The 21050-nt window shown below is 49.6% G+C and carries 19 protein-coding genes; 9 read left to right on the top strand and 10 right to left on the bottom strand.

Going from position 1 to position 21050, the window contains the following annotated elements:
- Positions 1-19: 19 nt before the first annotated feature.
- The 3 genes from K6Q96_RS15440 to K6Q96_RS15430 all read right to left on the bottom strand — a co-directional run bounded on the left by K6Q96_RS15440 (position 20) and on the right by K6Q96_RS15430 (position 4602).
- Positions 20-1756: a YncE family protein gene (locus K6Q96_RS15440; protein ID WP_251876744.1), complete on the bottom strand. Its 1737-nt coding sequence runs from the start codon at positions 1754-1756 to the stop codon at positions 20-22.
- A 542-nt stretch (positions 1757-2298) separates the two neighbouring features.
- On the bottom strand, positions 2299-4062 hold the full coding sequence (locus K6Q96_RS15435; protein ID WP_251876743.1) for a GGDEF domain-containing protein: 1764 nt from the start codon (positions 4060-4062) through the stop codon (positions 2299-2301).
- 114 nt (positions 4063-4176) lie between these two features.
- Positions 4177-4602 (bottom strand): secondary thiamine-phosphate synthase enzyme YjbQ, encoded by a 426-nt coding sequence (locus K6Q96_RS15430; protein WP_251876742.1) that lies wholly within the window; start codon positions 4600-4602, stop codon positions 4177-4179.
- 356 nt (positions 4603-4958) lie between these two features.
- Between K6Q96_RS15430 and pgi the strand changes: the two genes are divergently transcribed.
- Complete coding sequence (gene pgi, locus K6Q96_RS15425) at positions 4959-6611, top strand: glucose-6-phosphate isomerase (protein ID WP_251876741.1); 1653 nt, start codon at positions 4959-4961, stop codon at positions 6609-6611.
- Positions 6612-6847: 236 nt separating this feature from the next.
- Here the strand turns inward: pgi and K6Q96_RS15420 are convergent, their stop codons facing one another.
- The 3 genes from K6Q96_RS15420 to K6Q96_RS15410 all read right to left on the bottom strand — a co-directional run bounded on the left by K6Q96_RS15420 (position 6848) and on the right by K6Q96_RS15410 (position 8517).
- On the bottom strand, positions 6848-7309 hold the full coding sequence (locus tag K6Q96_RS15420; protein ID WP_251876740.1) for a chemotaxis protein CheX: 462 nt from the start codon (positions 7307-7309) through the stop codon (positions 6848-6850).
- A 17-nt stretch (positions 7310-7326) separates the two neighbouring features.
- Positions 7327-7785, bottom strand: coding sequence for a zinc uptake transcriptional repressor Zur (zur, locus tag K6Q96_RS15415; RefSeq protein ID WP_251876739.1), 459 nt, complete (start codon positions 7783-7785; stop codon positions 7327-7329).
- Positions 7786-7953: 168 nt separating this feature from the next.
- Positions 7954-8517, bottom strand: coding sequence for a MarR family winged helix-turn-helix transcriptional regulator (locus K6Q96_RS15410; protein ID WP_251876738.1), 564 nt, complete (start codon positions 8515-8517; stop codon positions 7954-7956).
- Positions 8518-8778: 261 nt separating this feature from the next.
- Between K6Q96_RS15410 and K6Q96_RS15405 the strand changes: the two genes are divergently transcribed.
- The 4 genes from K6Q96_RS15405 (at position 8779) to K6Q96_RS15390 (ending at position 11779) form a co-directional block, all read left to right on the top strand.
- Positions 8779-9039, top strand: a complete 261-nt coding sequence (locus K6Q96_RS15405) for a DUF2024 family protein (RefSeq protein WP_251876737.1) — start codon at positions 8779-8781, stop codon at positions 9037-9039.
- A gap of 198 nt (positions 9040-9237) precedes the next feature.
- Complete coding sequence (gene dusA / locus K6Q96_RS15400) at positions 9238-10278, top strand: tRNA dihydrouridine(20/20a) synthase DusA (RefSeq protein ID WP_251876736.1); 1041 nt, start codon at positions 9238-9240, stop codon at positions 10276-10278.
- 444 nt (positions 10279-10722) lie between these two features.
- Positions 10723-10989, top strand: coding sequence for an envelope stress response protein PspG (gene pspG, locus K6Q96_RS15395; protein ID WP_251879658.1), 267 nt, complete (start codon positions 10723-10725; stop codon positions 10987-10989).
- Positions 10990-11131: 142 nt separating this feature from the next.
- Positions 11132-11779, top strand: coding sequence for a TIGR04219 family outer membrane beta-barrel protein (locus tag K6Q96_RS15390; RefSeq protein ID WP_251876735.1), 648 nt, complete (start codon positions 11132-11134; stop codon positions 11777-11779).
- Positions 11780-11856: 77 nt separating this feature from the next.
- On the opposite strand, the gene K6Q96_RS15385 is transcribed toward K6Q96_RS15390, so the two are convergent.
- Genes K6Q96_RS15385 through K6Q96_RS15370 form a run of 4 tightly spaced genes read right to left on the bottom strand, consistent with a single transcriptional unit; the run spans position 11857 to position 15597 of the window.
- A complete protein-coding gene (locus tag K6Q96_RS15385; RefSeq protein ID WP_251876734.1) occupies positions 11857-12651 on the bottom strand; it encodes an ABC transporter permease in 795 nt (264 codons plus the stop codon).
- A complete protein-coding gene (locus tag K6Q96_RS15380) occupies positions 12648-13370 on the bottom strand; it encodes an ATP-binding cassette domain-containing protein (protein WP_251876733.1) in 723 nt (240 codons plus the stop codon). The genes K6Q96_RS15385 and K6Q96_RS15380 overlap by 4 nt, the downstream gene beginning before the upstream one ends.
- 20 nt (positions 13371-13390) lie before the next feature.
- The gene (locus tag K6Q96_RS15375) at positions 13391-14368 is read right to left on the bottom strand and encodes a PQQ-dependent catabolism-associated beta-propeller protein (protein WP_251876732.1); all 978 of its coding nucleotides are present in this window, start codon (positions 14366-14368) and stop codon (positions 13391-13393) included.
- 41 nt (positions 14369-14409) lie between these two features.
- Positions 14410-15597: an ABC transporter substrate-binding protein gene (locus K6Q96_RS15370; protein ID WP_251876731.1), complete on the bottom strand. Its 1188-nt coding sequence runs from the start codon at positions 15595-15597 to the stop codon at positions 14410-14412.
- Between the two features lie 192 nt (positions 15598-15789).
- Here K6Q96_RS15370 and pedF point away from each other — a divergent pair, with 192 nt between their 5' ends.
- From pedF to exaC, 4 genes are all read left to right on the top strand, one after another.
- Positions 15790-16242, top strand: a complete 453-nt coding sequence (gene pedF, locus K6Q96_RS15365) for a cytochrome c-550 PedF (protein ID WP_251876730.1) — start codon at positions 15790-15792, stop codon at positions 16240-16242.
- Positions 16243-16257: 15 nt separating this feature from the next.
- A complete protein-coding gene (locus tag K6Q96_RS15360; RefSeq protein WP_251876729.1) occupies positions 16258-17205 on the top strand; it encodes a substrate-binding periplasmic protein in 948 nt (315 codons plus the stop codon).
- 125 nt (positions 17206-17330) lie between these two features.
- Entirely contained in the window at positions 17331-19088 is a 1758-nt protein-coding gene (locus tag K6Q96_RS15355; protein ID WP_289623562.1) for a PQQ-dependent methanol/ethanol family dehydrogenase, read from the top strand.
- A 304-nt stretch (positions 19089-19392) separates the two neighbouring features.
- A complete protein-coding gene (gene exaC / locus K6Q96_RS15350; protein WP_062666612.1) occupies positions 19393-20901 on the top strand; it encodes an acetaldehyde dehydrogenase ExaC in 1509 nt (502 codons plus the stop codon).
- The last annotated feature ends 149 nt before the right edge of the window (positions 20902-21050 follow it).

Below are 21050 nucleotides of genomic sequence, written 5' to 3'. Positions count from 1 at the left end.
CTTTTGTCTTCAGTTTTATTTACTGGCTGAACTTGTGCAGCGTGATGGAGATATCGTCACCGCCACCATTGTAGTCAGACACAATATCCCAGGTCAGTCTGAACTTCGCCGTAGCAGCAGACGGGGTAAAGTCATAGGTGTAGGAAACTGTCGTTGGTTTTGAGTAAACCTGTGAACGGTAGTTACCAATCACTTGCCAGCCACTGCCATAGTCAATTTCCACTCTCAGCTTCGACAGACCACCAATGTATTGGGTAGAAAGAATGTCGTAGTTGAGCGTTGTGGCTTTGCCCGTTGCCAAGCCCGCGACAGTCCCTTCGTAAACCGATCTGTGCGTCGAGTTATGGTAATCACCAATCGTGGTACGGGTGTCTGTTTCCGAACACCAGGTCAGCGAGTTGGTCGGTGTTACCCAGCCGCCATTGCTACAGAGTTTGATGCCCACTTCAGCGGGATCGTCATCAGTCACGGTCACAGTGGCGGAGGTGAGATCGCTCTTATCTGTGCTGACCCAAGCATCCAGGCTGAAGGTTTCATCAGCTTCATGCACCGCATTTTCAACTGTCGGGACTTCAATACGCACAGAAGTCACGCCTTGTGGAAGCGTAATGTCAGTACCTGTTGAAGAAAGGGTTGCCGAACCTGTCGTAAAGTCAGAAAACAGAAGTGAAGCGGTGTTCAGGTAATCACTGGTTAACACTGCGCTGCCGTCTTTCAGTGCCACACGCAGTTTGGTGTTGGCATCCGTCGTGGCTTTATCCAGGTTGATAACGAAGAACGCAGACTCGCCTTCAGCAACATTGTTTGATGTCAGCGACACACCAGTGACCTGAGGGATCAAATCGCTGGCGAATTCGGTTTTCTCGTAACAGGTGTGATCTTCTGAGGTCACGGTTGCCATACCACTGATGCGAGATGGGAACAGGCCAACTGCTTTTTTCTCGCCGGTAGACGGTTTGACGCGGAACAGGTGATTACTGTTCACGTTACCTGAAACGTTTTGGTTCTTGGCGGCAACCAGCATTTGTCCGTTTTGATCCAGCGTTGCTGCCGCAACAAAATCAATAAAGTGGAATGCTTTCAGGGTTTGTGCACCTGTGGTGATATTAATCACAAAGGTGCGGCTATTGGTCACAAACAGCAGCTCACCGTCCTGAAACACAAAATCGCCCCAGCTGGTAAAGCCGCCAAATTTTAAGTCGTCAGAAAAATCAGCGATGTGTGTGGTCTCACCTGTTGTTGGGTTGACCTTGAAAATGGTTCTGGCGTCTGACGCATAAAGCTCACCAGAGTCTGGATCAAATGCCATGCGCATGATCTGCTTATTGACGGTTGGACCTGCGACATGCTGGCCTGTTGCCGGGTCCATATACGCCAATTGATAGCTTTCTATGCGGTTAGCGTGCAGATCTAAGCTTTTAAGCTCTTCATCGGTGAAGGTTCCTTCGGGAAGATCCACATAGTAAGACTTTGGCTGAGGTGCGCTGGCGTAATACAGACGATCAGTAACGCGATCGTAAGACATGCCGGAAGCACTAAAGCGTGTTCGCGAATGAAAAATCGAACGATCAACCGCATCGGCATAGTATTGGCTGGACATCTGCTTGGCTTCTTTTACATCAAGCAGCATGCCGATATGTCCGCGACCTGCATTCATGGAATAAACGTTACCGGCACAGTTGGCGAATGCCTGCGCGGAAGTCAATGTTCCAGTAATGATTGCTGAAGCGAGAAGTGATTTTTTTATTTTTGTCATATTTATAATCCATGGGTGGTTTGTAAATATATGCATCCTGATTAGCTATATCAGGATGGTCGATTAATTTTTGTGTTCTCGCTTATGAAACAGTAGCGATAAGAGGAGTGTATTGAAATGTCCCAACGAATTGTTGATGAAAGATGATAAGCGTATTTTTTTAAGAAGTTATTAGGAAATAAGTGTGTGGGGCATAAGCATTTAATTAGGAATTGACTGCAAAATAATTCATAAAAAATGATTAAAATAATAAAAAAGTATGAATTATCGATTAATTATTAAATCTTCTTGAAAGGATATTTTATGTCTACTTTTGTCATCATAGCTGTTCAATAAACTAGTTGGTTAAATATTGGTGAGATTCTTTCTCGGAATCACGAATCAGAAAGGGTGAACATGAAGTTCACCCTCGGGAGCTAATGGGCTGATGCCGCCCTCTTTGTTGTTACTTATTCATCGCGGCGATTACACCTACAAAGGAATGTCGCGAATACAGCCCTAGTCAAAGCTGACTGAACCCTTAGCCCTCGGGCGGCATATGTCTATCGGCTGCAGCAGTTTTTACTTTTTTGCTTGGCTCGATACATGGCTTCATCAGCATGCCGGATCAATGAAGTGGTATCTTCGGCATCGTCGGGGCACACCGCAATTCCAAGACTCAGAGTTACGGGGATAGTTGCACTGACTAATTTCAGGCCGGTTTCAATAGATACGACCAGCTTTTCGGCGATCTCCATCGCTTCATCAGCTTCGCGAAGGTTAGTAAACAACAGCACAAATTCATCACCACCAATTCGGGCAACAAAGTCACCATCACGTAATGCTTCCTGAAAAATTCGGGCAGCTGCCTTGAGAACCTCATCACCAATATGGTGACCCAGCGTATCATTTACGGTTTTAAAGTTATCGAGATCAGCAAACATAACTGCAAACGGGAATTGCTCTTTGCTGTAATTTTTTGTCATGTCTTGTAGGCGATCTGTAATGAGCTGCCTTGTTGGAAGTCCTGTTAACATGTCGTGGTGTGCCATATAAGTCAGCTCTTTTTGTAGCTTATCTTTTTCAATGGCATTGCTTTTAAATATCTCAAGCGCTTTGGCCATGTGGCCGACTTCATCTTTCCGCTCTGATACAGAAATGTTGATGTCCAATTCATTATTAGCAATACGGTTCATCATTGATGACATGGCAGCGATCGGCTTTGCAATGTCTGAAGCAAGAAAATACCCGACGATAAAAATAACGACTGTTCCTGCCAGCACAGAAAAGGCTAATGCACTAACAAAAACGCGAAGAGGACTCAATATTTCGTCTCGTTCTATTTCAGCGATGATTGCCCAATGGAGTGACATAAAGTCAAAAGGAGCATAGGCACTGAGTACCTCCATCCCTCTGTAATCTTCCTCAAACTGAACGCCAGAAACACCGCTGAGTGCTTTCACAGCAGACTCGGTATGAACAGAGGCTTCCAGAATATTTTCTCCATCAAGAAATCGGGAATTGCTTCGCATCAGCTCATCAGAACCAATCAGAATGGTTTCACCGGTCTCCCCCATACCCGCGCTGATTTGCATGACACTGTTGATATATTTAATTGGCATTTCGAAGATGAGGACGCCTATGTACTCCTCACCATTTTTGTGTATTGGTGTCGCGAAAAAGGCTTCAGGTTGATTAAAACTGGGCTCATATTTTTCGAAATCAGTGAGGTAGGCATTACCTACTGAAGGATTCTTATTGACCATAGTAAATGCGCGGGCCAAGTGAGTGTCCTTCCATTTACCATTGAGAAGATTGGTGGCAAAGTCATCTTCTTTTTTGACGGTATAAAGGATATTGCCTGCTTTATCGACGAGGAAAATATCAAAGTATCCATGCTCAGCAGCTAGGTTACGGAAGAAAGAGTGATATTTTTTATGGGCTTGGCTATATGCAGAACCATCTTCGGCGTTCAGCAAAGCTTCTTTCTGGCCGACATCGAATGGGTTATCAGTAATATAAAGCGATTGAAGGGTTGATTGCTGCTGGCTTCCTAAATCTGCCCATGCCTCGGTGATTTCAACCACCGCATCTCGTGTCTGAGGTGAGCGGGCGTGAATAAACAGATCACGTTTTACCGTATCAAAGTACTGGAGTAGCGATTCCTTTCTGGAGTCGAGCAATGCAACAAGCTTTGACTCGGCAGAGAGGATGAGCTGTTCTGAAGCGAACTTATAACTCATCATTCCTGTGCTAATTGAAGATATCAGTGCGAAAGAAATGATAACCAGCGGCAGTTTTCTTGTGATTTTGACGTTTTCTAGCATTTGACCTCCCCAAGTCCTTTGAAAAGTATAGGAAGTGCATAGCCAAATGAGAGATTGTTTATGCGGTGACATTCATATTTCTATGGACTGGCATTACATTTCGCCTGAACGGCATCAGTTTTGCCCGCCTTGTATTGTAACAATCACTCTTCTTGCTCCACCGTGGTTTCTATGCTCGCCAAGGTAAATACCCTGCCAGGTTCCCAATGCCAATCTGCCGTTGCTGATTGGAATAACGACACTTGCGCCCAACAGCGATGCTTTGATGTGCGCTGGCATATCGTCGTCGCCCTCGTAGGTGTGCTGATAGTAGGATGCGCGCTCTGGCACGAACTGGTTAAAGTGCGCTTCCATATCGCTTCTAACCGTTGGGTCAGCGTTTTCATTGAGTGTCAGACTGGCCGAAGTGTGTTGAATGAACAGGTTCACCAAGCCGACATCCAGACTGCGAATTTCCGGTAATTGTTTTACCACTTCGTCGGTGATCAGGTGGAAACCTCTCTCGCGGGGACGTAGGCTAATTGTTTTTTGTGTCCACATTTAAAACAACCTGCTTTAAAAATTTTGGGTAGAGTGCGTGACGCTGCGAGTTCAAGTTGGTTAATAGGTCGTCACTGACCTAGCGCAAGATAGCAGCAATTTTTTCGTGGCAAACTGTCACGCCCTTGGTGCCTGTAATCTAGCGGCGATATTTGAATGCGGCTAAAAGTATACAGGACTTGGAGTTGATGTCGGTGACATCTTGTACTCAGGTACCCTGAAACCTACACCTTCAGGAAGTTTGGGTATACCATTATGCGATTCTGGAGGCTGCCCCTAAACAAGGCGGTCTACCTCTGTAACGTGGGAAGGCAGTGCCCGCGATAACAGACTCTGTCTACAAAGGAACAATGATTATGTTGAAGTCCATCAATCCGACGCAAACCGCAGCGTGGAAAGCGCTGACGGCTCACTTTGAAGATGCGCAGGATTTGACCCTCACCTCGCTTTTCGCCAACGATCCAAACCGTTTCGATAAGTTCTCTGTGCAATTCGGCAACGATATCTTGCTGGACTACTCAAAGAACCTGATCAGCGAGCAAACGCTGGACAAACTGTTCGCATTGGCTGATGAAACGGAAGTAAAAGGCGCTATCGAAGCGATGTTCCGTGGTGAAAAGATCAACCACACTGAAGGCCGTTCAGTACTGCACGTTGCTCTGCGCAACCGCAGCAACACGCCAGTGATGGTCGATGGCGAAGACGTGATGCCTGCAGTTAACGCTGTACTGGACAAAATGAAAGGTTTCTCCGAGCGTCTTATCAGTGGTGAGTGGAAAGGTTACACTGGCAAAGAAATCACGGATATCGTGAACATCGGTATCGGCGGTTCTGATCTGGGTCCTTACATGGTGAGCGAAGCGCTGGCTGCTTACAAAACACGTCTGAACCTGCACTTCGTTTCTAACGTTGACGGCACACACGTTGCGGAAACCCTGAAAGATCTGAATCCAGAAACGACCCTGTTCCTGATCGCATCAAAAACTTTCACGACGCAAGAAACCATGACCAATGCTCTGTCTGCGCGTGATTGGTTCCTGGCGTCAGCAGAAGATCAGGCGCACGTAGCGAAACACTTCGCTGCGCTGTCTACCAACGCACAAGCCGTTGCTGAATTTGGCATCGATACCGACAACATGTTCGAGTTCTGGGACTGGGTGGGTGGCCGTTACTCACTTTGGTCTGCGATTGGCCTGTCAATCTGTCTGGCCATTGGCTACGACAACTTTATTGAGTTGCTGGCTGGCGCGCACGACATGGACAAGCACTTCCAAAGCTCGCCGTTCACTGAAAACCTGCCTGTGCTGCTGGCGTTGATTGGTCTTTGGTACAACAACTTCTACGGCGCGGAATCAGAAGCCATTCTGCCTTATGACCAATACTTGCACCGCTTCGCAGCGTACTTCCAGCAAGGTAACATGGAATCAAACGGTAAGTACGTGGATCGCGACGGCAAGCCAGTTGATTACCAAACTGGCCCAATCATCTGGGGCGAGCCGGGTACCAATGGTCAGCACGCGTTCTACCAGCTTATCCACCAAGGCACCAAGCTCATCCCATGTGATTTCATTGCGCCTGTTATCAGCCACAATCCGCTGAGTGATCACCATCCTAAACTGATGGCAAACTTCTTCGCGCAAACTGAAGCACTGGCATTCGGTAAGACCCGTGAACAGGTAGAAGCAGAATTCGCAGCCGCGGGTAAATCGGCTGAGGAAGTGGCGGATCTGGTGCCGTTCAAAGTATTTGAAGGTAACCGCCCAACCAACTCAATCTTGGTGAAGCAAATCACTCCTCGCAGCTTGGGTGCCCTCATCGCGATGTACGAGCACAAAATCTTCGTACAGGGCGTGATTTGGAACATCTACAGTTTCGATCAGTGGGGCGTAGAGCTGGGTAAACAGCTGGCGAACCAAATCCTGCCAGAACTGGCGGATCAGGATGAAGTGACCAGCCATGACAGCTCAACCAATGGTTTGATCAATGCGTTCAAACAGTGGCGTGCATAATACCAATCGTAGTAAATATCTGCTCATCCTAGTTTGTTAAAATGCTCGATAACTGCGTTGAAAAATTTAATTGTAGAATAACTACTTATCGAAATTTTCCGCCTTGTTCTCGAGCGTTTTCCTGCGCCATTTCTGATCACCTACCCACTGTGATTGGTATAACCGCTGAAGTTTGAATGTCAGAAACAAAAACGCCGCATCATTGATGCGGCGTTTTTTATGAGGGTATTTTCGGCTTAGTCGAAACAAATTTCGATATAGGCACGGCCAAATTCGGAATCGAACGGCATGATGATGATCTGACCTTCGCTTTTATGGGTGATGGTATGTTCACGGCCAGAGACTACAATCGGGGTCGCCATATCAAAATCAAAGCCTTTTTCCGCCAGTAGGCGTTTGGCCCCACCAGTCACCATGTTGGTGATTTCGCCCACCATGTCGGTGACATCCGCATCAATAGAAGTGGGTCTTTCGCCCAGCATGCGGTTCATGATTTCCAGCGCCAGTTCTTCTTCAAAGGTCACAGAGAAAGAGCCTTTGGTCTTTGGGCCGACCATGCCAATAAGACCGGACACATCGCCCTTGGCGACTTCAGATGTCTTTAGCTGAGGTTTTTTGGGCGTAATTTCTAGCTGCGCCATGGTGGTCAGCACGTTCACCAACGAAGACAAAAAAGGGTTTACAAATTCAGCGCGCATAATAGTTCTTTACCGTCCTACTGCATTTTCTGTGTCGCTACCTGGCAGGTGTGACAGGTTCCATGTGTTTCAACCACGTGATGATTCACCGCAAAGTTAACCTGATTGGCTTTTTGCTGAAGGGCTGTCGACAGTGTATCAGTGTGACACTCTTCAACTGTGCCACATGAGTCGCAAATCAATAGCTGTGAACAATGTTGCTCATGTCCAGGCAAGCAGCAAGCAATAAAGCTATTTGTTGACTCCACTTTGTGCACAAAGCCTTGAGAAAGCAAAAAATCGAGCGCGCGGTAAACCGTGGGTGGTTTGGCTTGCGGCTCTGTTTCCCGCAATACATCCAGCAAATCATAGGCGCTAATCGCCCTTTTGCTCTGGACGATAATCTCATATACCCGCTCGCGCTGTGCTGTCAGTCGAACACCGCGCTGCTCACAAAGTGACTGAGCTCGGGCAATTAGTTGTGAAAGATTGGCCATAAGACCTCAAAAATCAGGCTGAGGGCAATATTCTATCACAGCAAACAATTCACGCACCCGCCAAGCCGTGACCGCTGTTTGCCTTTGAATAATTGTAGATGATACTCAATCATCGAATGGCGACGACAACCAGTGCGTGATCGCGCTTTCTAGCAAAATGGTTGAGTGCTAGTCGAGCGTGTGTTCCCGACAAATCAGCTCCCTTCCTGCCGCATCGAGCGTTTCCTTGGTTAACGTGCAGAAGAACTTACCGTCAGCAATGGGTTGATGGAATTTGCAGGTTTTACAAAGCCCAAAGCTGGCGCTATTGGTGGTTTTTTGCATGCTACGTAGCAGAGTCTCAAGTAGCTCTCTCAGTGCTTGTTGGCTTTCGCCTAACTGCTCCAATCCATTTTTCAGCACTGTGGGAGGAATCGCGGTTTTCGCGATTTCTTCGCCTTTTTCCGTTAATACCAAATGGGTGACGCGACGATCATGCGGATCTTTTCTCTTGGTCAAAAAGCCTTTCGATGCCAACAAGGTGATGGATTGAGAGGTTGTACCTTTGGTGATCCCCAGAAACTCGGTGACAGCAGCGGGGGTGTCGCTGAATTTGTTACAGCGGGAAAGGTAATACAGCACCTCAAGATGCACTGGATGAAGGCCATACTCTACACCCACAAGACGCACTTCATTTCGGTGCAGGGTGACAATGCGTTCCAAGATGTCAGTTAATGGATTGATGTTGCTCATGTATTGTCTCTGTTGGAGGACAGTTTTTATTCGAAACTACAACTCTTAGTTGACAATTCTAGCAGGGTGCGTAAATTGATTATAGTTTCGATGCGAAACTATTTGGAGCGATATCTCATAATGAAAAATTAGGCATGACTATGAGTAGTGGTCTTAAATTCTAGTATTTTCAATAAAATCAATGTGATGACTGATTGTTGAAGAGGTGTTTCTCAACTGAACTGAGTGACTATTTTTAAAGCATTTAATAAGGAAGTAGAAATGGCAATACATGTTTACGACACCTACGCGACCTCATCTTCTGGGAAAATCCTACACTTTGATGTGTTGCTTCGGGAGAAAAGCGATGAGTTAGCGGTGAAATATGCTAAAGCTTGGCTGGCTGAGATTGGCGAGGCGGATGCCATGGTAAAATCTGGCAACTGTGCTTTTTGCCACACCACCGCTGACTTGCCTCAGTTTGATAGCGAGATCGATGAAAAAGGGTACGCGATATACAAACTGGAAGGGTGCCCTGTGTGACGATGGGTAAATCTTCAGAAAATGAAGGGCATAGCCGCGGGCTATGCCCTTTATGTTTCTAGCGCCAGAATGGATGTGAAAGCACTGCACCTTCACGACTTGGGCAAACGCCCGAGTTAGGGTAGAATCCGCACACTTTTTTATCAGGTACTGTATAAGACGGTGCTTTTGCGTAACCAAGTGCAATGAGGTTTATCCATGCTGAACGAAACAACTGACATCCAAAACTCATCATCAGGCGTTGTGTCTGAGGGTGTGTCCTACCCGTCAGCGCGCTTCAGTGTGGCTCCGATGCTGGATTGGACTGACCGCCACTGCCGCTACTTCCACCGTATTCTGTCTAAGAACGCTTTGCTGTACACCGAGATGGTCACCACGGGTGCCATCATTCACGGCAAAGGTGACTTTCTGGCGTTTAACGAAGAAGAGCATCCTGTCGCGCTGCAACTGGGTGGCTCAAACCCTATGGATTTGGCGACCTGCGCCAAACTGGCTGTCGAACGCGGCTATGATGAAATCAACCTTAACGTGGGTTGTCCGTCTGATCGCGTTCAAAATGGTCGTTTCGGTGCTTGCCTGATGGGCGAAGCGGAACTGGTAGCGCAATGCGTATCGGCAATGAAAGAAGTGGTTGATATTCCGGTCACCGTAAAAACCCGCATCGGTATCGATGATCAGGACAGCTATGAGTTTCTGGTCGATTTCGTGCGCACAGTGAGCGAGAAAGGCGGCTGTGATAACTTCACGATTCACGCCCGAAAAGCGTGGCTTTCTGGCCTTAGCCCGAAAGAGAACCGTGAAATTCCGCCACTGGATTACCCACGCGTTTACCAACTTAAGAAAGACTTTCCGCACCTGACCATGGCGATCAACGGTGGTATTAAATCTCTGGAAGAAGCGGAAGAGCATCTGAAGTATCTAGATGGCGTAATGATTGGCCGTGAGGCTTACCAAAGCCCGTACATGCTGGCAGAAGTGGATAACTGCCTTTTTGGTGGTGATGCACCAATCATCAAACGCAGTGATGCTGTAAAAGCCATGTTCCCTTACATTGAAGCGGAACTGAGTAAGGGCACTTACCTGAATCATATTAGCCGTCACATGCTGGGCTTGTTCCAAAACATGCCAGGTGCTCGTCAATGGCGTCGATACATCAGTGAAAATGCGCACAAACCAGGCTCAGGCGTTGAAGTGCTGGAAGCCGCACTGGCGAAAATCCCCGCACATCTGGATGTGTAAATCCGGCTGGTTAAAATTGACGCAATAGTCGGTAAAATTTACCAAGAATAAACGAAGCGCTGCAGCCAAACTGCGGCGCTTTTTCTTTATCTGTTTGTTTTAAAAGAGATGATAAAGTTGGCCTGCTTCGTGCAAAGACTAATATACCCAAACAACCTGAAGATGCAGGATTCAGCGAGTTTGACTGGCGTTGTGATTGCGGCGTTCCTTTGTAGGTGTAGTCACCTCCATCAAAAAGGAACAACAAAGAGCACTGCGTCAGTCAACTCGCCCGGAGGGAGGCCTTCAATGCGCCCACTTCTTTGTTAAATACCACGGAAATAGAGCGACTATTCCTCGTGGAATTTGCCTCGAATTGAACGCATTGATGACCTCTGAATGCGAGCATCTCCAGGTCGTTTGGGTATACAAACAAGAAAGAGTCACTGACCTTAGGAGGGTATGATGATCGAGTTTCTGTTTATTGTTGGTTTTACGATTGCACTGTTAGCAACGGGTATCAGCTTTCTGGGTATTGTCGCTGCAATAGCGGTGGGATTTATCGTGATGGCACTGGCAGGTATGATTGGCCTGGTATTCAAAATGCTGCCATGGATTTTGTTGGCTGCGGTGATTGTCTGGTTGCTCAAAGGCCGTGATAAAACAGCTTCACAAGCGCGCGATTACTGCTATAAACGCTCACGCCGTTACCATCGAGCACGTCGATACTAAACGTGACTATAATGAAAGAAGCTTGCTAGTAGCATAAAAGATTCCGCATGAATTTCCGGCAGTTTGTGCGGAATCTTTGCCATGGTTTTGCTATAGTCGACGCAAACCATAAACCGAAAGAATGTAAGGCGGAGCCCTTTCAATGAAAAAACTAAACCTTTCTCTTGTTGCACTTGCCGTAGCTGGATCATTTGCAATGCCTGCACAGGCAGCTGTGCTTTTAGGGGCTAAAGCGGGTGCTGATGCATGGTATGCAGATGCGAAAGTCAATGATGTCCGCGCAGATGATACTAACGTTCAAGGTTCTTACTACGCCGCTTTCGAACACTTTATTCCACTCGTGCCTAATGCGAAAATCCGTTATACCGGTGTTAATTCGAAAGGCGAGACCACTCCAAAGGTTGAGTTCACTCAGTACGATTTGATCGCTTATTACGAGATCTTGGACAACGACTTGATCTCCTTCGATATCGGCTTAAACCTACAAAAATTCGATGGTTGTTTTGGTAATAATGACTTCGATGAGTGGCAGCCAGCGGTTTACTCTGATGTGCGTCTGGGCATTCCAGCAACCCCAGTTTCTCTGTTTGGTACCTTTAGCTTTGGTAGCTACGACGACACCAGCACCGTTGATGCAGAAGCGGGTGTGCTCTTTACTCTGGGTCTAGTTGCCGCTGATCTGAACTTCAAAGCGGGTTACCGCGTTCAGGATTACGATTTTGCTTACTTTAATACCCCAGGTAAGTTCTATAACGACGGTTTCTTCGGTGGCGTAGAGTTCAACTTCTAAGCCCTGAAAACGTTGAAAAAACCGCGCAAAGGCGCGGTTTTTTTGTGTCTTCGGTTTAGCGAAAACTGCTGGTTTGCTTACGGTTTTCCGCCAGGTTTTCCTTGTTCTTTCACAGGTTGGAAACCGGCGACGGCGAGAATCACAAACGCTAGTGTACAGCCAGTCACCACCAGTAGGGCGGTGATATTCAATTGCTGATACAGCGAAAACCGGATGAGTTCCACGCCAAAGGTAAAGGGGTTGAAACGGCAGATTTCATACAGCCAGATGCTCGCTTCCTGCATTTTCCAAAGTGGATACAGCGCCGAAGAAAGGAAAAACATCGGGAAGATGACAAAGTTCATCACCCCGGCGAAATTCTCCAGTTGTTTGATGCGTGAGGCGATGACAATGCCCAAGGCGCTCAGCATCAAGGCGACGAGGAAAAGGGTGGGGATCACCAGCACATAACCCATGGGATCCAGTGGCCTATCATACAACGCAGCAATCACCAAAAAGGCACCGACCTGAAGCACACTCACCAAAGCGCTGGCGATTTGTTTGGAAAGCAGCAAAAAAGGGCGCGGCAGTGGGCTGGTCAAAAGCACCTTGATGCTGCCCATTTCCCGGTCATAGACAATCGACAGTGAGCTTTGCATGCCATTGAACAGCAAAATCATGGCGCAAAGACCGGGCAGGATATATTCCTCGTAATTGATGTAAGTGGCGTAGGGCTCCATGATGGCAATTCCAAGCGCTGCCCTGAAACCTGCCGCAAATACGACGAGCCACAAAAGTGGCCTGACAAGGCTTGCTGCAAACCTGGCCCGTTGGGAGAAAAAACGCAGCCATTCGCGATAGCAAATCCCGACAAACGCATACCAATAGCTCATCGGCCGTCCCCCTCGTTATCTGAGGTCAGGGTGGCGAAGACTTTCGTAAGCGTGGGATGCTGGTGCAAGGATCTGAGTTCACTGGCCTTGTTGTGCGCTCTTAAGGTGCCGCGATGCAGAATCAATACATCATCATGGTCATCCACTTCCTCAATCAGATGAGTTGCCCAGAGCACACATAATGGCTGTTGCTCGCAAAGGCTTCTTACTGCTTCAGACAGTGAAGCCCTTGCTTTAGGATCTAGCCCGCTGGTGGGTTCATCCAACAACAAAATAGAGGGTGAATGCATTAATGAACGGACAAGTTCGGTGCGACGCCGATGCCCGCCATTTAAGGTGCGGACTTTATCGTTTATGCGGTCAGTAAGGGAAAAATGCGTCAAAAGAGGCTCAGCTTTTTCGAGGCTCTGTTTTTTGCTGTAGCCATGAAGCGCGCCGTAATAACTGAGGTTTTGGCCTACGGTTAAATCGAGATCGAGGGTGTTTTGCTGGAACACCATGCCGAGCTTCGCCATGGTCTGGCGGGATGGTACTTCTCCTAGCAAAGCGATTTCGCCCTGTTGGAGCGGCGTTAAACGGGTGAGCAAGGAAAACAGGGTGCTTTTCCCAGCACCATTTGGGCCAAGAAGCATATGAAGGCCGCGCCCAAGCGTAAAGGAGAGATCGCTCAGGGCGCAGCGCGAACCATAGTTGTGAGACAAACCGGAAACTTCAATCATGTCAGGTGTCTCACCTCTCCTTATTCCGCTTGACCAACAGCCACTCCCCAGGGATAGCGACCCACTTTGACGGTTTTCACCACCTTGCGGTTCGGAACGTCAATGATCGACACGTCGCCACTCACGCCATTTGTCGCCAGCAATTTGTCCTGTTCGCCGTTGAAGGCCATTTGCCACACGCGGCGCCCAACCAAAAGATAATCTTCCACTTCCAAGGTCTCAGTATTAACGACGGCAACATGGTTTGCTGGTCCCAATGCGACAAATGCAGTTTTGCCATCCGCCGTGATTTTCACACCGACCGGTTGCACTTTGTCTTTGTGGACGCCTTTCGGCGCAAAACCGATTTTCTTGATGATTTCTTTGGTGTCGGTATCGATCACCGCTACCGTGCCGCCAATTTCAGCACTTACCCAAAGCTGCTCACCGCTTGGCGTAAATTCAGCGTAACGCGGGCGGGCATCAACCAAAGTGTTATGCACCATCTGGTTAGATTGGGTATCAATCCAGTGCGCCATGTTGGAGGTTTCAGAGGTGATGATGGCGATTTTTCCATCTGGGCTCACGGCTACGCCTTCTGGCTCAACACCCACTTCCACCTGAGCGATCACGCTGGAGCTTGGGATATCGACCACTGTCATCAGGGCGTCGTCTTCGTTAGCAATGTATAGGCGGTTGCCATCAGGATGCAGGGCAAAGAGCTCAGGATCATCGCCAGAAGGAAGGTCGCCAACAATGGTGTTGGTGGCAAGGTCGAGAATTTGTACGGTGTCGGATTCACTGGCACAGATAAACAGTTTGGTACCGTCTTTACTGAGTTCCACACCGCGGGGCCGATCACCCACCTCAATGGTGTCAATCACTTCCATCGTGTCCATGTCTATCACACTGACGGTGTCATCCTTTTCGTTTGCCACATAAGCCACCTCCTTTGCCAAAGCGGGAGTGGATAATAGCGCCGAGAAGATCACGGCGAGAATCGATTTCGAATAATTCATTGTGATGTCCTTATTGTTAGCTGTTGCTCGATAACACAAAGTTAAAACTGGCGGCATTGGCTCTGTGCTTCATCGATACCGAGCGAATCAAGCTCGTTACGTGGATGAAGGAAACCCTCAAATGGGGCGCTTGCCACCAGTGCTTGCGAGTCAAACAAAGGCACGGTTTGACGGAGTTGACCGTTCCATGGTCGGTAGGTCAGCTTTCGACCCTTATAGGCCGCAAGCTGGAATTTGTCGCTCATGATGAAAGGCAAAACAGTTTTCACATCGCCTTTGTTGAGCACGGTCACCGCTTCATTAATGGAGCGAACGGCCACCCATCCTGCGTAGTCTTTGGCCGTCATTGGGCGGTCGAATTGCTTGGTAAAGCGGTTCTGAAGCTGGATCGCACCCCATTGCTCGATGACGTAATGCCAGCCGTCGGCCCGCAGACCATGTGTGCCGATCACAGGGCGGGGAAGCCAGGTGTTGTAGGGTAGGTGTTGACCGAACAGGTTGCCCTCATCAATCACCAACACCAAGTCGTAGTCATCTGCCTGGGTGAAAAGTGGAAGTTCTGCTGAAGCAGTGCGGCGAAGGTCAGTATCAAAATTCCAGACTTTCTCTTCGACGACTTTGAGGTTGTACTTCTTGAATACGTTTTTCACTGCGGAAAGATAAGCCTTATCAGCGTCTGATACACCGGAGACCAAGAAGGCGTTATTAAGGCGGCGAACCCGCATCCACTGCGCAAGGGCGTCAGCGCGCATGGTATAGCTAAGTGCAGTTTGCAGAGTGTTCGAGAGACAAACATCGCGTCTTAATGCATCGTCCTGATTGCCGATGTTAAACAGCAGCGCATCCTCCGGTAGTGCTTTACGGATCGCTTGTAAAGAAGATGTGTCGAGGTCGGCAAGAAAATATCTCACCCCTTCGTCATACCAGGCTTTCGCGGTGGTATTCAGCACGTCAATATCGTCGTTGGTTGCCGCTCGAAATGAATATTTTTGCCCCAGAAATTTCCCTGTGCCGTTGGCATCATTCACCGCGAGCTCTGCCCCTGCTTCTCCATTGCTTTCCGGCTCAGCAAGGTAGTCCGGAACAGCAGTGGTGGTTTCAACCGGTACTCTCAACAGCCCTATCTCCACCTCAACTGATGCATGGGAAGAGAAAGGTAGCCAGCTAAGGAATACCAGCAGTGAAGTGGTGTAATATATTGTTTTAATTTGTCTTATTGCTTTATCCATCGCAAATACTGCTCCGTCGTCGCATACGTTTTTTACTGTATGCAGCGCTGGCATATTTGCCAAAAACAAGAACGAGACTTTTTAAAAAATCCTCCCAAAGAATGAGGAATACCCCCGCTTTTGTACCATGTCCTCAAACTCTCGCCGCTCCTACACTTTTTCCAACGCTGACCAATTAAGGAGTCGAGAGACATGGAAAAGGTTGAACGTAATATTTGTATTCTGACTACCGTGGCACTGGTTTCTGTGCTGAGTACCCAACTGGCATTCGCCCACGGGGATGTCACCCCACAATCCATTGATACCTCCACCATTCCCACGCTTGGACAAGAGTGGTCTGAGACCAACCCTTACCGAGAGCTGGATGGTGATGTGAAAGTGGAAATTGAGCGCTTGGGTGCATCGGCCTACAACCAGAACTGTGCACGATGCCATGGTCTTGAAGGCATTTCGGGCGGTATCGCGCCAGACCTTCGCATGCTCGAGCCGGACTATGACGGTGACGAGTGGTATGTCTATCGTGTTCAGAATGGGGCGGTTCGAAATGGTGCGGTTTACATGCCGAAAATGACCGAACACCTCAACCAGGAAGCACTTTGGGCGATCCGCACCTGGCTGGAATCTGTGGCACCGGATAACGGTTAACAGGAGGGCGACGGGATGAAGTTGGTCACTGTCATTCGGACACTTTGCTTGCTGCTATGCATGGCGCTGACTGCGCCATCCCAGGCGCTTTCCTTTGACGATATTCAAGCCCGCGGCGTGATTGCCATTGCGGTCTACAACGATTTCCCGCCGTACTCGTTCAAGGATGAGAATGGAAATCCGGCGGGCATTGATGTCGAGCTTGCTAAAGCACTCGCTAAGGGGCTGGATGTCGAACTCGACCTTCGCTGGATGACGCCAGACGAAACGGTCGAAGATGACATGCGCAACTACCTTTGGAAGGGGATGAATCTTACCAGCGAAGACGGCCAGCGGGTGAAAGCCGACGTGATGCTACGGGTGCCGTATGACCGTGAATTTGCGATGAAACGTGACGATATCGGTCATCCCGCGCATGAACTGGTACATATGTTCGCACCCTACCAGCAAGAGCGTTGGTTGATGGCTTTCGATGCGGCCAAGCTCGACAGACCACAAACTGCCGCCCGTTTTATGTATCACCCGGTGGGTGTTGAAGTGGACACGGTTCCCCAGTTCTTCGTGACCACGGCCTATGGCGGACGTTTCCGCGAAAAAAGCCGCACTTATCCCTCTACCCCCGACGCTTTTCAAGCGCTCAACGATGGCGAAGTTTCTATCGTCATGGGCACTGCTTCGCAGCTGGAATGGCTGCATCACAACAACAAAAAGCCGCAAGCCAACGAGCAACTCACTGAGCTCGCGTTCCCACTTCTGGGGCGCAGCGAATGGGAGCTCGGTATTGCGGTGCACTCGAACTACCGTCAATTGGCCTACGCACTGGAAGACATTGTGATGGTTCATATCAACAACGGCGACTTTGTCCGGTGGGGTGAGCAGTTCGGGGTGGATTTCAAACTCCCTGAACGCTTCCGCCCTGAGCCTGATGTCGCCGATGAAGGGGCTATTGCACAGACACCGTAATTCCAAACAGCCTGTTACGTCTCGCGAACCGAACTCTCCCTCATGGCGATGCGGGGGCAGGACAGGCATGACTAAAACGACAGAGCTTGCTTACCTAAGCATTCAGCCAACAATGAGGTATCCCTATGACAATTAAGTCATTTAAACGTTGCGGACTCTATGCCGCACTCTCGCTCGCGATGACGGCTTCGCCCGTTTACGCGGGTGTCACGGACAAAGACATCCTCGCCGATCAGGAGACCACAGAGGACGTGGTGACTTATGGTCTTGGGCTTCGTGGTCAGCGCTACAGCCCGATGGACACCATCAACCGCGAGACGGTCAAAGAAATCCGTCCTGTGTGGGCCTTCTCTCTCGGTGGGGAAAAACAGCGTGGTCAGGAAAGCCAGCCCATGGTCAAAGACGGCGTTATGTACATCACGGGCTCCTATTCCCGCGTGTTCGCGATTGATGCGAAAACCGGTGAAGAGCTGTGGCAATACGACGCGCGCCTGCCGGATGGCATCATGCCCTGTTGTGACGTGATTAACCGTGGTGTCGCGCTTTACGACGATTTGGTTATCTTCGGTACGCTGGACGCCAAGCTTGTGGCGCTGGATGCGAAAACCGGTAAAACCCGCTGGAAAAAAACCGTTGATAATTACCAGGATGGCTACTCCATCACTGCGGCACCCATTGTGGTGAAAGGCAAAGTGATCACCGGTGTATCAGGCGGTGAGTTTGGTATCGTGGGTAAGGTGAGAGCTTATGACGCAAAAACCGGTAAGTTGGTCTGGGAACGTCCAACGGTCGAGGGCCACATGGGCTACGTCTGGAAAGACGGTAAGAAAACTGAAAACGGGATCTCGGGCGGTGCGCCAGGGAAAACCTGGCCAGCAGACCTCTGGAAAAGCGGCGGCGCAGCACCTTGGCTAGGTGGTACTTATGATGCCGACACTGACCTTTTATTCTTCGGCACGGGTAACCCTGCGCCTTGGAACTCTCACATGCGTCCGGGCGACAACCTCTTCTCTTCTTCACGTCTCGCGATCGACCCGGATGACGGCAAAATTGTCTGGCACTTCCAGACCACGCCGCACGATGGATGGGATTTCGACGGTGTGAACGAGCTGATTGCGTTTGATTACACCGAAAACGGCAAGAAAGTGAAAGCGGCTGCAACCGCTGACCGTAACGGTTTCTTCTATGTGCTTGATCGCACTAATGGAGACTTCATCCGCGGCTTCCCGTTCGTGAATGAAATCAGTTGGGCGACGGGGCTTGATGACAAAGGCCGTCCGCTTTACGTCAAAGACAACCGTCCCGGAGACCCTTCCGGTGATAAGCAAGGCAAAACGGTAGAGGCAGTCCCTTCCTTCCTCGGAGGGAAAAACTGGATGCCAATGGCATACAGCCCAGATACCGGCCTCTTCTATGTGCCTGCCAATGAATGGAAAATGGATATCTGGAATGAGCCCGTCGCCTACAAAAAAGGCGCGGCTTACCTCGGTGCGGGCTTTACCATCAGAACACTCAATGATGAGTACATTGGCGCACTACGTGCTTACGATCCGAAGACCGGCGAGCGTGTCTGGGAATACAAAAACTACGCGCCACTGTGGGGCGGTGTGATGACCACGGCAGGTGGTCTGGTGTTCACGGGTAACCCGGAAGGCTATCTGATGGCCTTCGATGACAAGACTGGCGAGCTGCTTTACAAGTTCAACACTGGCTCTGGCATCGTGGGCAGCCCTGTGACCTGGGAAATGGACGGTGAGCAGTATGTGTCCGTGCTTTCCGGTTGGGGCGGTGCCGTGCCGCTTTGGGGGGGGGACGTGGCCAAACGCGTCAAAGACTTCAACCAGGGTGGCATGGTCTGGACCTTTAAGCTGCCGAAAAGCTGATGCTTTCAAACTAAAGCAATAGCCAACAAGGCCGGATGATGTCCGGCCTTGCTGCGTTTTGGTGCATAACAATCCGGCGGGGTATTGAATTTGTGACGGTCTCCCTTCCGGAAATCCTCAGATACTGAAGTGAAAGCAGCATTATCCTCCTCTCTGTCTCCCTCCAAAGTATGAGATTTTGCCAACCAAGGAGCGATGGAGAGATTTGGTGGTCATTCCATACTGTTACTACAACAACGCCTGACTCCGTTTCTTCGGCTCGTCAGGGAGGACACAGGGAATTTCGCCAAAACAGGGGTGGATAATGATTTACGCAAAACCAAATACCGACGGAGCCGTCGTAAACTTTAAGGCGCGTTATGCAAACTACATCGGTGGTGATTGGATTCCGCCAGTCAAGGGACAGTACTTCACGGACACCTCGCCTTGTACAGGTGATCCCATCGCTGAAATCCCGCGCTCAACCTCAGAAGACATCGAGCTCGCGCTGGACGCCGCCCATTCGGCAAAAGCTACTTGGGGCGCAACTTCGGTCACTGAGCGTGCCAACATCCTGCTTAAAATCGCTGACCGCATCGAAGCCAACCTCGAATATCTGGCCGTGGCAGAAACCTGGGAGAACGGCAAAGCAGTGCGCGAAACCCTTGCCGCTGACATTCCGCTTTGTGTCGACCATTTCCGCTACTTCGCCGGCGCGATTAGGGCGCAAGAGGGCTCTGCGGCTGAAATTGACTCCAATACCGTGGCCTACCATATCCATGAGCCACTTGGTGTAGTCGGTCAAATCATTCCTTGGAACTTCCCACTGCTGATGGCAGCGTGGAAACTCGCACCGGCGCTGGCTGCAGGTAACTGTATTGTTCTGAAACCCGCTGAGCAAACCCCAACTACCATTTTGCTGCTGATGGAAATCATCGGTGATCTGTTGCCACCGGGTGTTCTGAATGTCGTGAACGGCATGGGTCCAGAAGCCGGTCAGGCACTGGCCACCTCAGACCGCATTGCGAAAATCGCATTCACCGGTTCAACCGCAATCGGTAACCACGTACTGCGCTGCGCCGCTGACAATCTGATCCCATCTACGGTTGAGCTGGGCGGTAAGTCGCCAAACATCTACTTCGAAGACGTGATGCAGCAAGAAGACGAGTTCATCAGCAAAGCCGTAGAAGGTTGTGTGCTGGCGTTCTTCAACCAAGGCGAAGTATGTACTTGTCCTTCACGCCTGCTGGTTCAGGAAAGCATCTACGAGGACTTCATTGCCAAAGTGATTGAGCGTGCGAAAGCCATCAAACACGGTAACCCGCTGGATACCGAAACTCAGGTGGGTGCGCAGGCTTCTAATGAGCAGTTTGAGAAAATCAAAGGTTACTTCGACATTGGCCGTGCGGAAGGTGCTGAAGTGTTGATTGGTGGTGATGCCGCGGACTTCGGTGGTGGTTATTACATCCAGCCAACCATCCTGAAAGGTGAAAACCACATGCGCGTATTCCAGGAAGAGATCTTCGGGCCGGTTGTGAGCGTGGTGACCTTTAAAGATGAGGCGGAAGCGCTGGCGATTGCCAACGACACAGAATACGGCTTAGGTGCCGGTCTGTGGACCCGTGACATCAACCGCGCTTATCGCGTTGGTCGTGCAATTGAAGCCGGTCGTGTCTGGACGAACTGTTACCACCTGTATCCGGCGCACGCTGCGTTCGGTGGCTACAAGAAATCCGGTATCGGCCGTGAAACCCATAAGATGATGCTCGACCATTACCAGCAAACGAAGAACCTGCTGGTGAGCTACGACATCAACCCATTGGGTTTCTTCTAAGTCAGTCTGAGAGCGTGTTGCTGCGAGGTGAAAGTCGACAGCAGTAACACGCACTTTGTTCTAAGTCCGTTTGTTCGATATCCGCTTGTTCGAAGGCAGTTAATCCTCCCGGTGCTGCCTGAGGCGAGAGCTTTTGCGGGGCATATGCC

This window comes from Grimontia kaedaensis, assembly GCF_023746615.1.
Taxonomy (GTDB): Bacteria; Pseudomonadota; Gammaproteobacteria; order Enterobacterales; family Vibrionaceae; genus Enterovibrio; species Enterovibrio kaedaensis.
This window is presented reverse-complemented; position numbering and strand designations above follow the sequence as displayed.

Bases quoted from the DNA above. Each gene is read 5' to 3' on its own strand.
- K6Q96_RS15380 (WP_251876733.1), bottom strand. From the start codon at position 13,370: ATGATTGAAGTTTCCGGTTTGTCTCACAACTATGGTTCGCGCTGCGCC.
- K6Q96_RS15435 (WP_251876743.1), bottom strand. From the start codon at position 4,062: ATGCTAGAAAACGTCAAAATCACAAGAAAACTGCCGCTGGTTATCATT.
- K6Q96_RS15385 (WP_251876734.1), bottom strand. From the start codon at position 12,651: ATGAGCTATTGGTATGCGTTTGTCGGGATTTGCTATCGCGAATGGCTG.
- K6Q96_RS15390 (WP_251876735.1), top strand. From the start codon at position 11,132: ATGAAAAAACTAAACCTTTCTCTTGTTGCACTTGCCGTAGCTGGATCA.
- K6Q96_RS15405 (WP_251876737.1), top strand. From the start codon at position 8,779: ATGGCAATACATGTTTACGACACCTACGCGACCTCATCTTCTGGGAAA.
- K6Q96_RS15410 (WP_251876738.1), bottom strand. From the start codon at position 8,517: ATGAGCAACATCAATCCATTAACTGACATCTTGGAACGCATTGTCACC.
- dusA (WP_251876736.1), top strand. From the start codon at position 9,238: ATGCTGAACGAAACAACTGACATCCAAAACTCATCATCAGGCGTTGTG.
- K6Q96_RS15440 (WP_251876744.1), bottom strand. From the start codon at position 1,756: ATGACAAAAATAAAAAAATCACTTCTCGCTTCAGCAATCATTACTGGA.
- K6Q96_RS15430 (WP_251876742.1), bottom strand. From the start codon at position 4,602: ATGTGGACACAAAAAACAATTAGCCTACGTCCCCGCGAGAGAGGTTTC.
- pedF (WP_251876730.1), top strand. From the start codon at position 15,790: ATGGAAAAGGTTGAACGTAATATTTGTATTCTGACTACCGTGGCACTG.
- exaC (WP_062666612.1), top strand. From the start codon at position 19,393: ATGATTTACGCAAAACCAAATACCGACGGAGCCGTCGTAAACTTTAAG.
- K6Q96_RS15375 (WP_251876732.1), bottom strand. From the start codon at position 14,368: ATGAATTATTCGAAATCGATTCTCGCCGTGATCTTCTCGGCGCTATTA.
- K6Q96_RS15360 (WP_251876729.1), top strand. From the start codon at position 16,258: ATGAAGTTGGTCACTGTCATTCGGACACTTTGCTTGCTGCTATGCATG.
- pspG (WP_251879658.1), top strand. From the start codon at position 10,723: ATGATCGAGTTTCTGTTTATTGTTGGTTTTACGATTGCACTGTTAGCA.
- zur (WP_251876739.1), bottom strand. From the start codon at position 7,785: ATGGCCAATCTTTCACAACTAATTGCCCGAGCTCAGTCACTTTGTGAG.
- K6Q96_RS15370 (WP_251876731.1), bottom strand. From the start codon at position 15,597: ATGGATAAAGCAATAAGACAAATTAAAACAATATATTACACCACTTCA.
- K6Q96_RS15355 (WP_289623562.1), top strand. From the start codon at position 17,331: ATGACAATTAAGTCATTTAAACGTTGCGGACTCTATGCCGCACTCTCG.
- K6Q96_RS15420 (WP_251876740.1), bottom strand. From the start codon at position 7,309: ATGCGCGCTGAATTTGTAAACCCTTTTTTGTCTTCGTTGGTGAACGTG.
- pgi (WP_251876741.1), top strand. From the start codon at position 4,959: ATGTTGAAGTCCATCAATCCGACGCAAACCGCAGCGTGGAAAGCGCTG.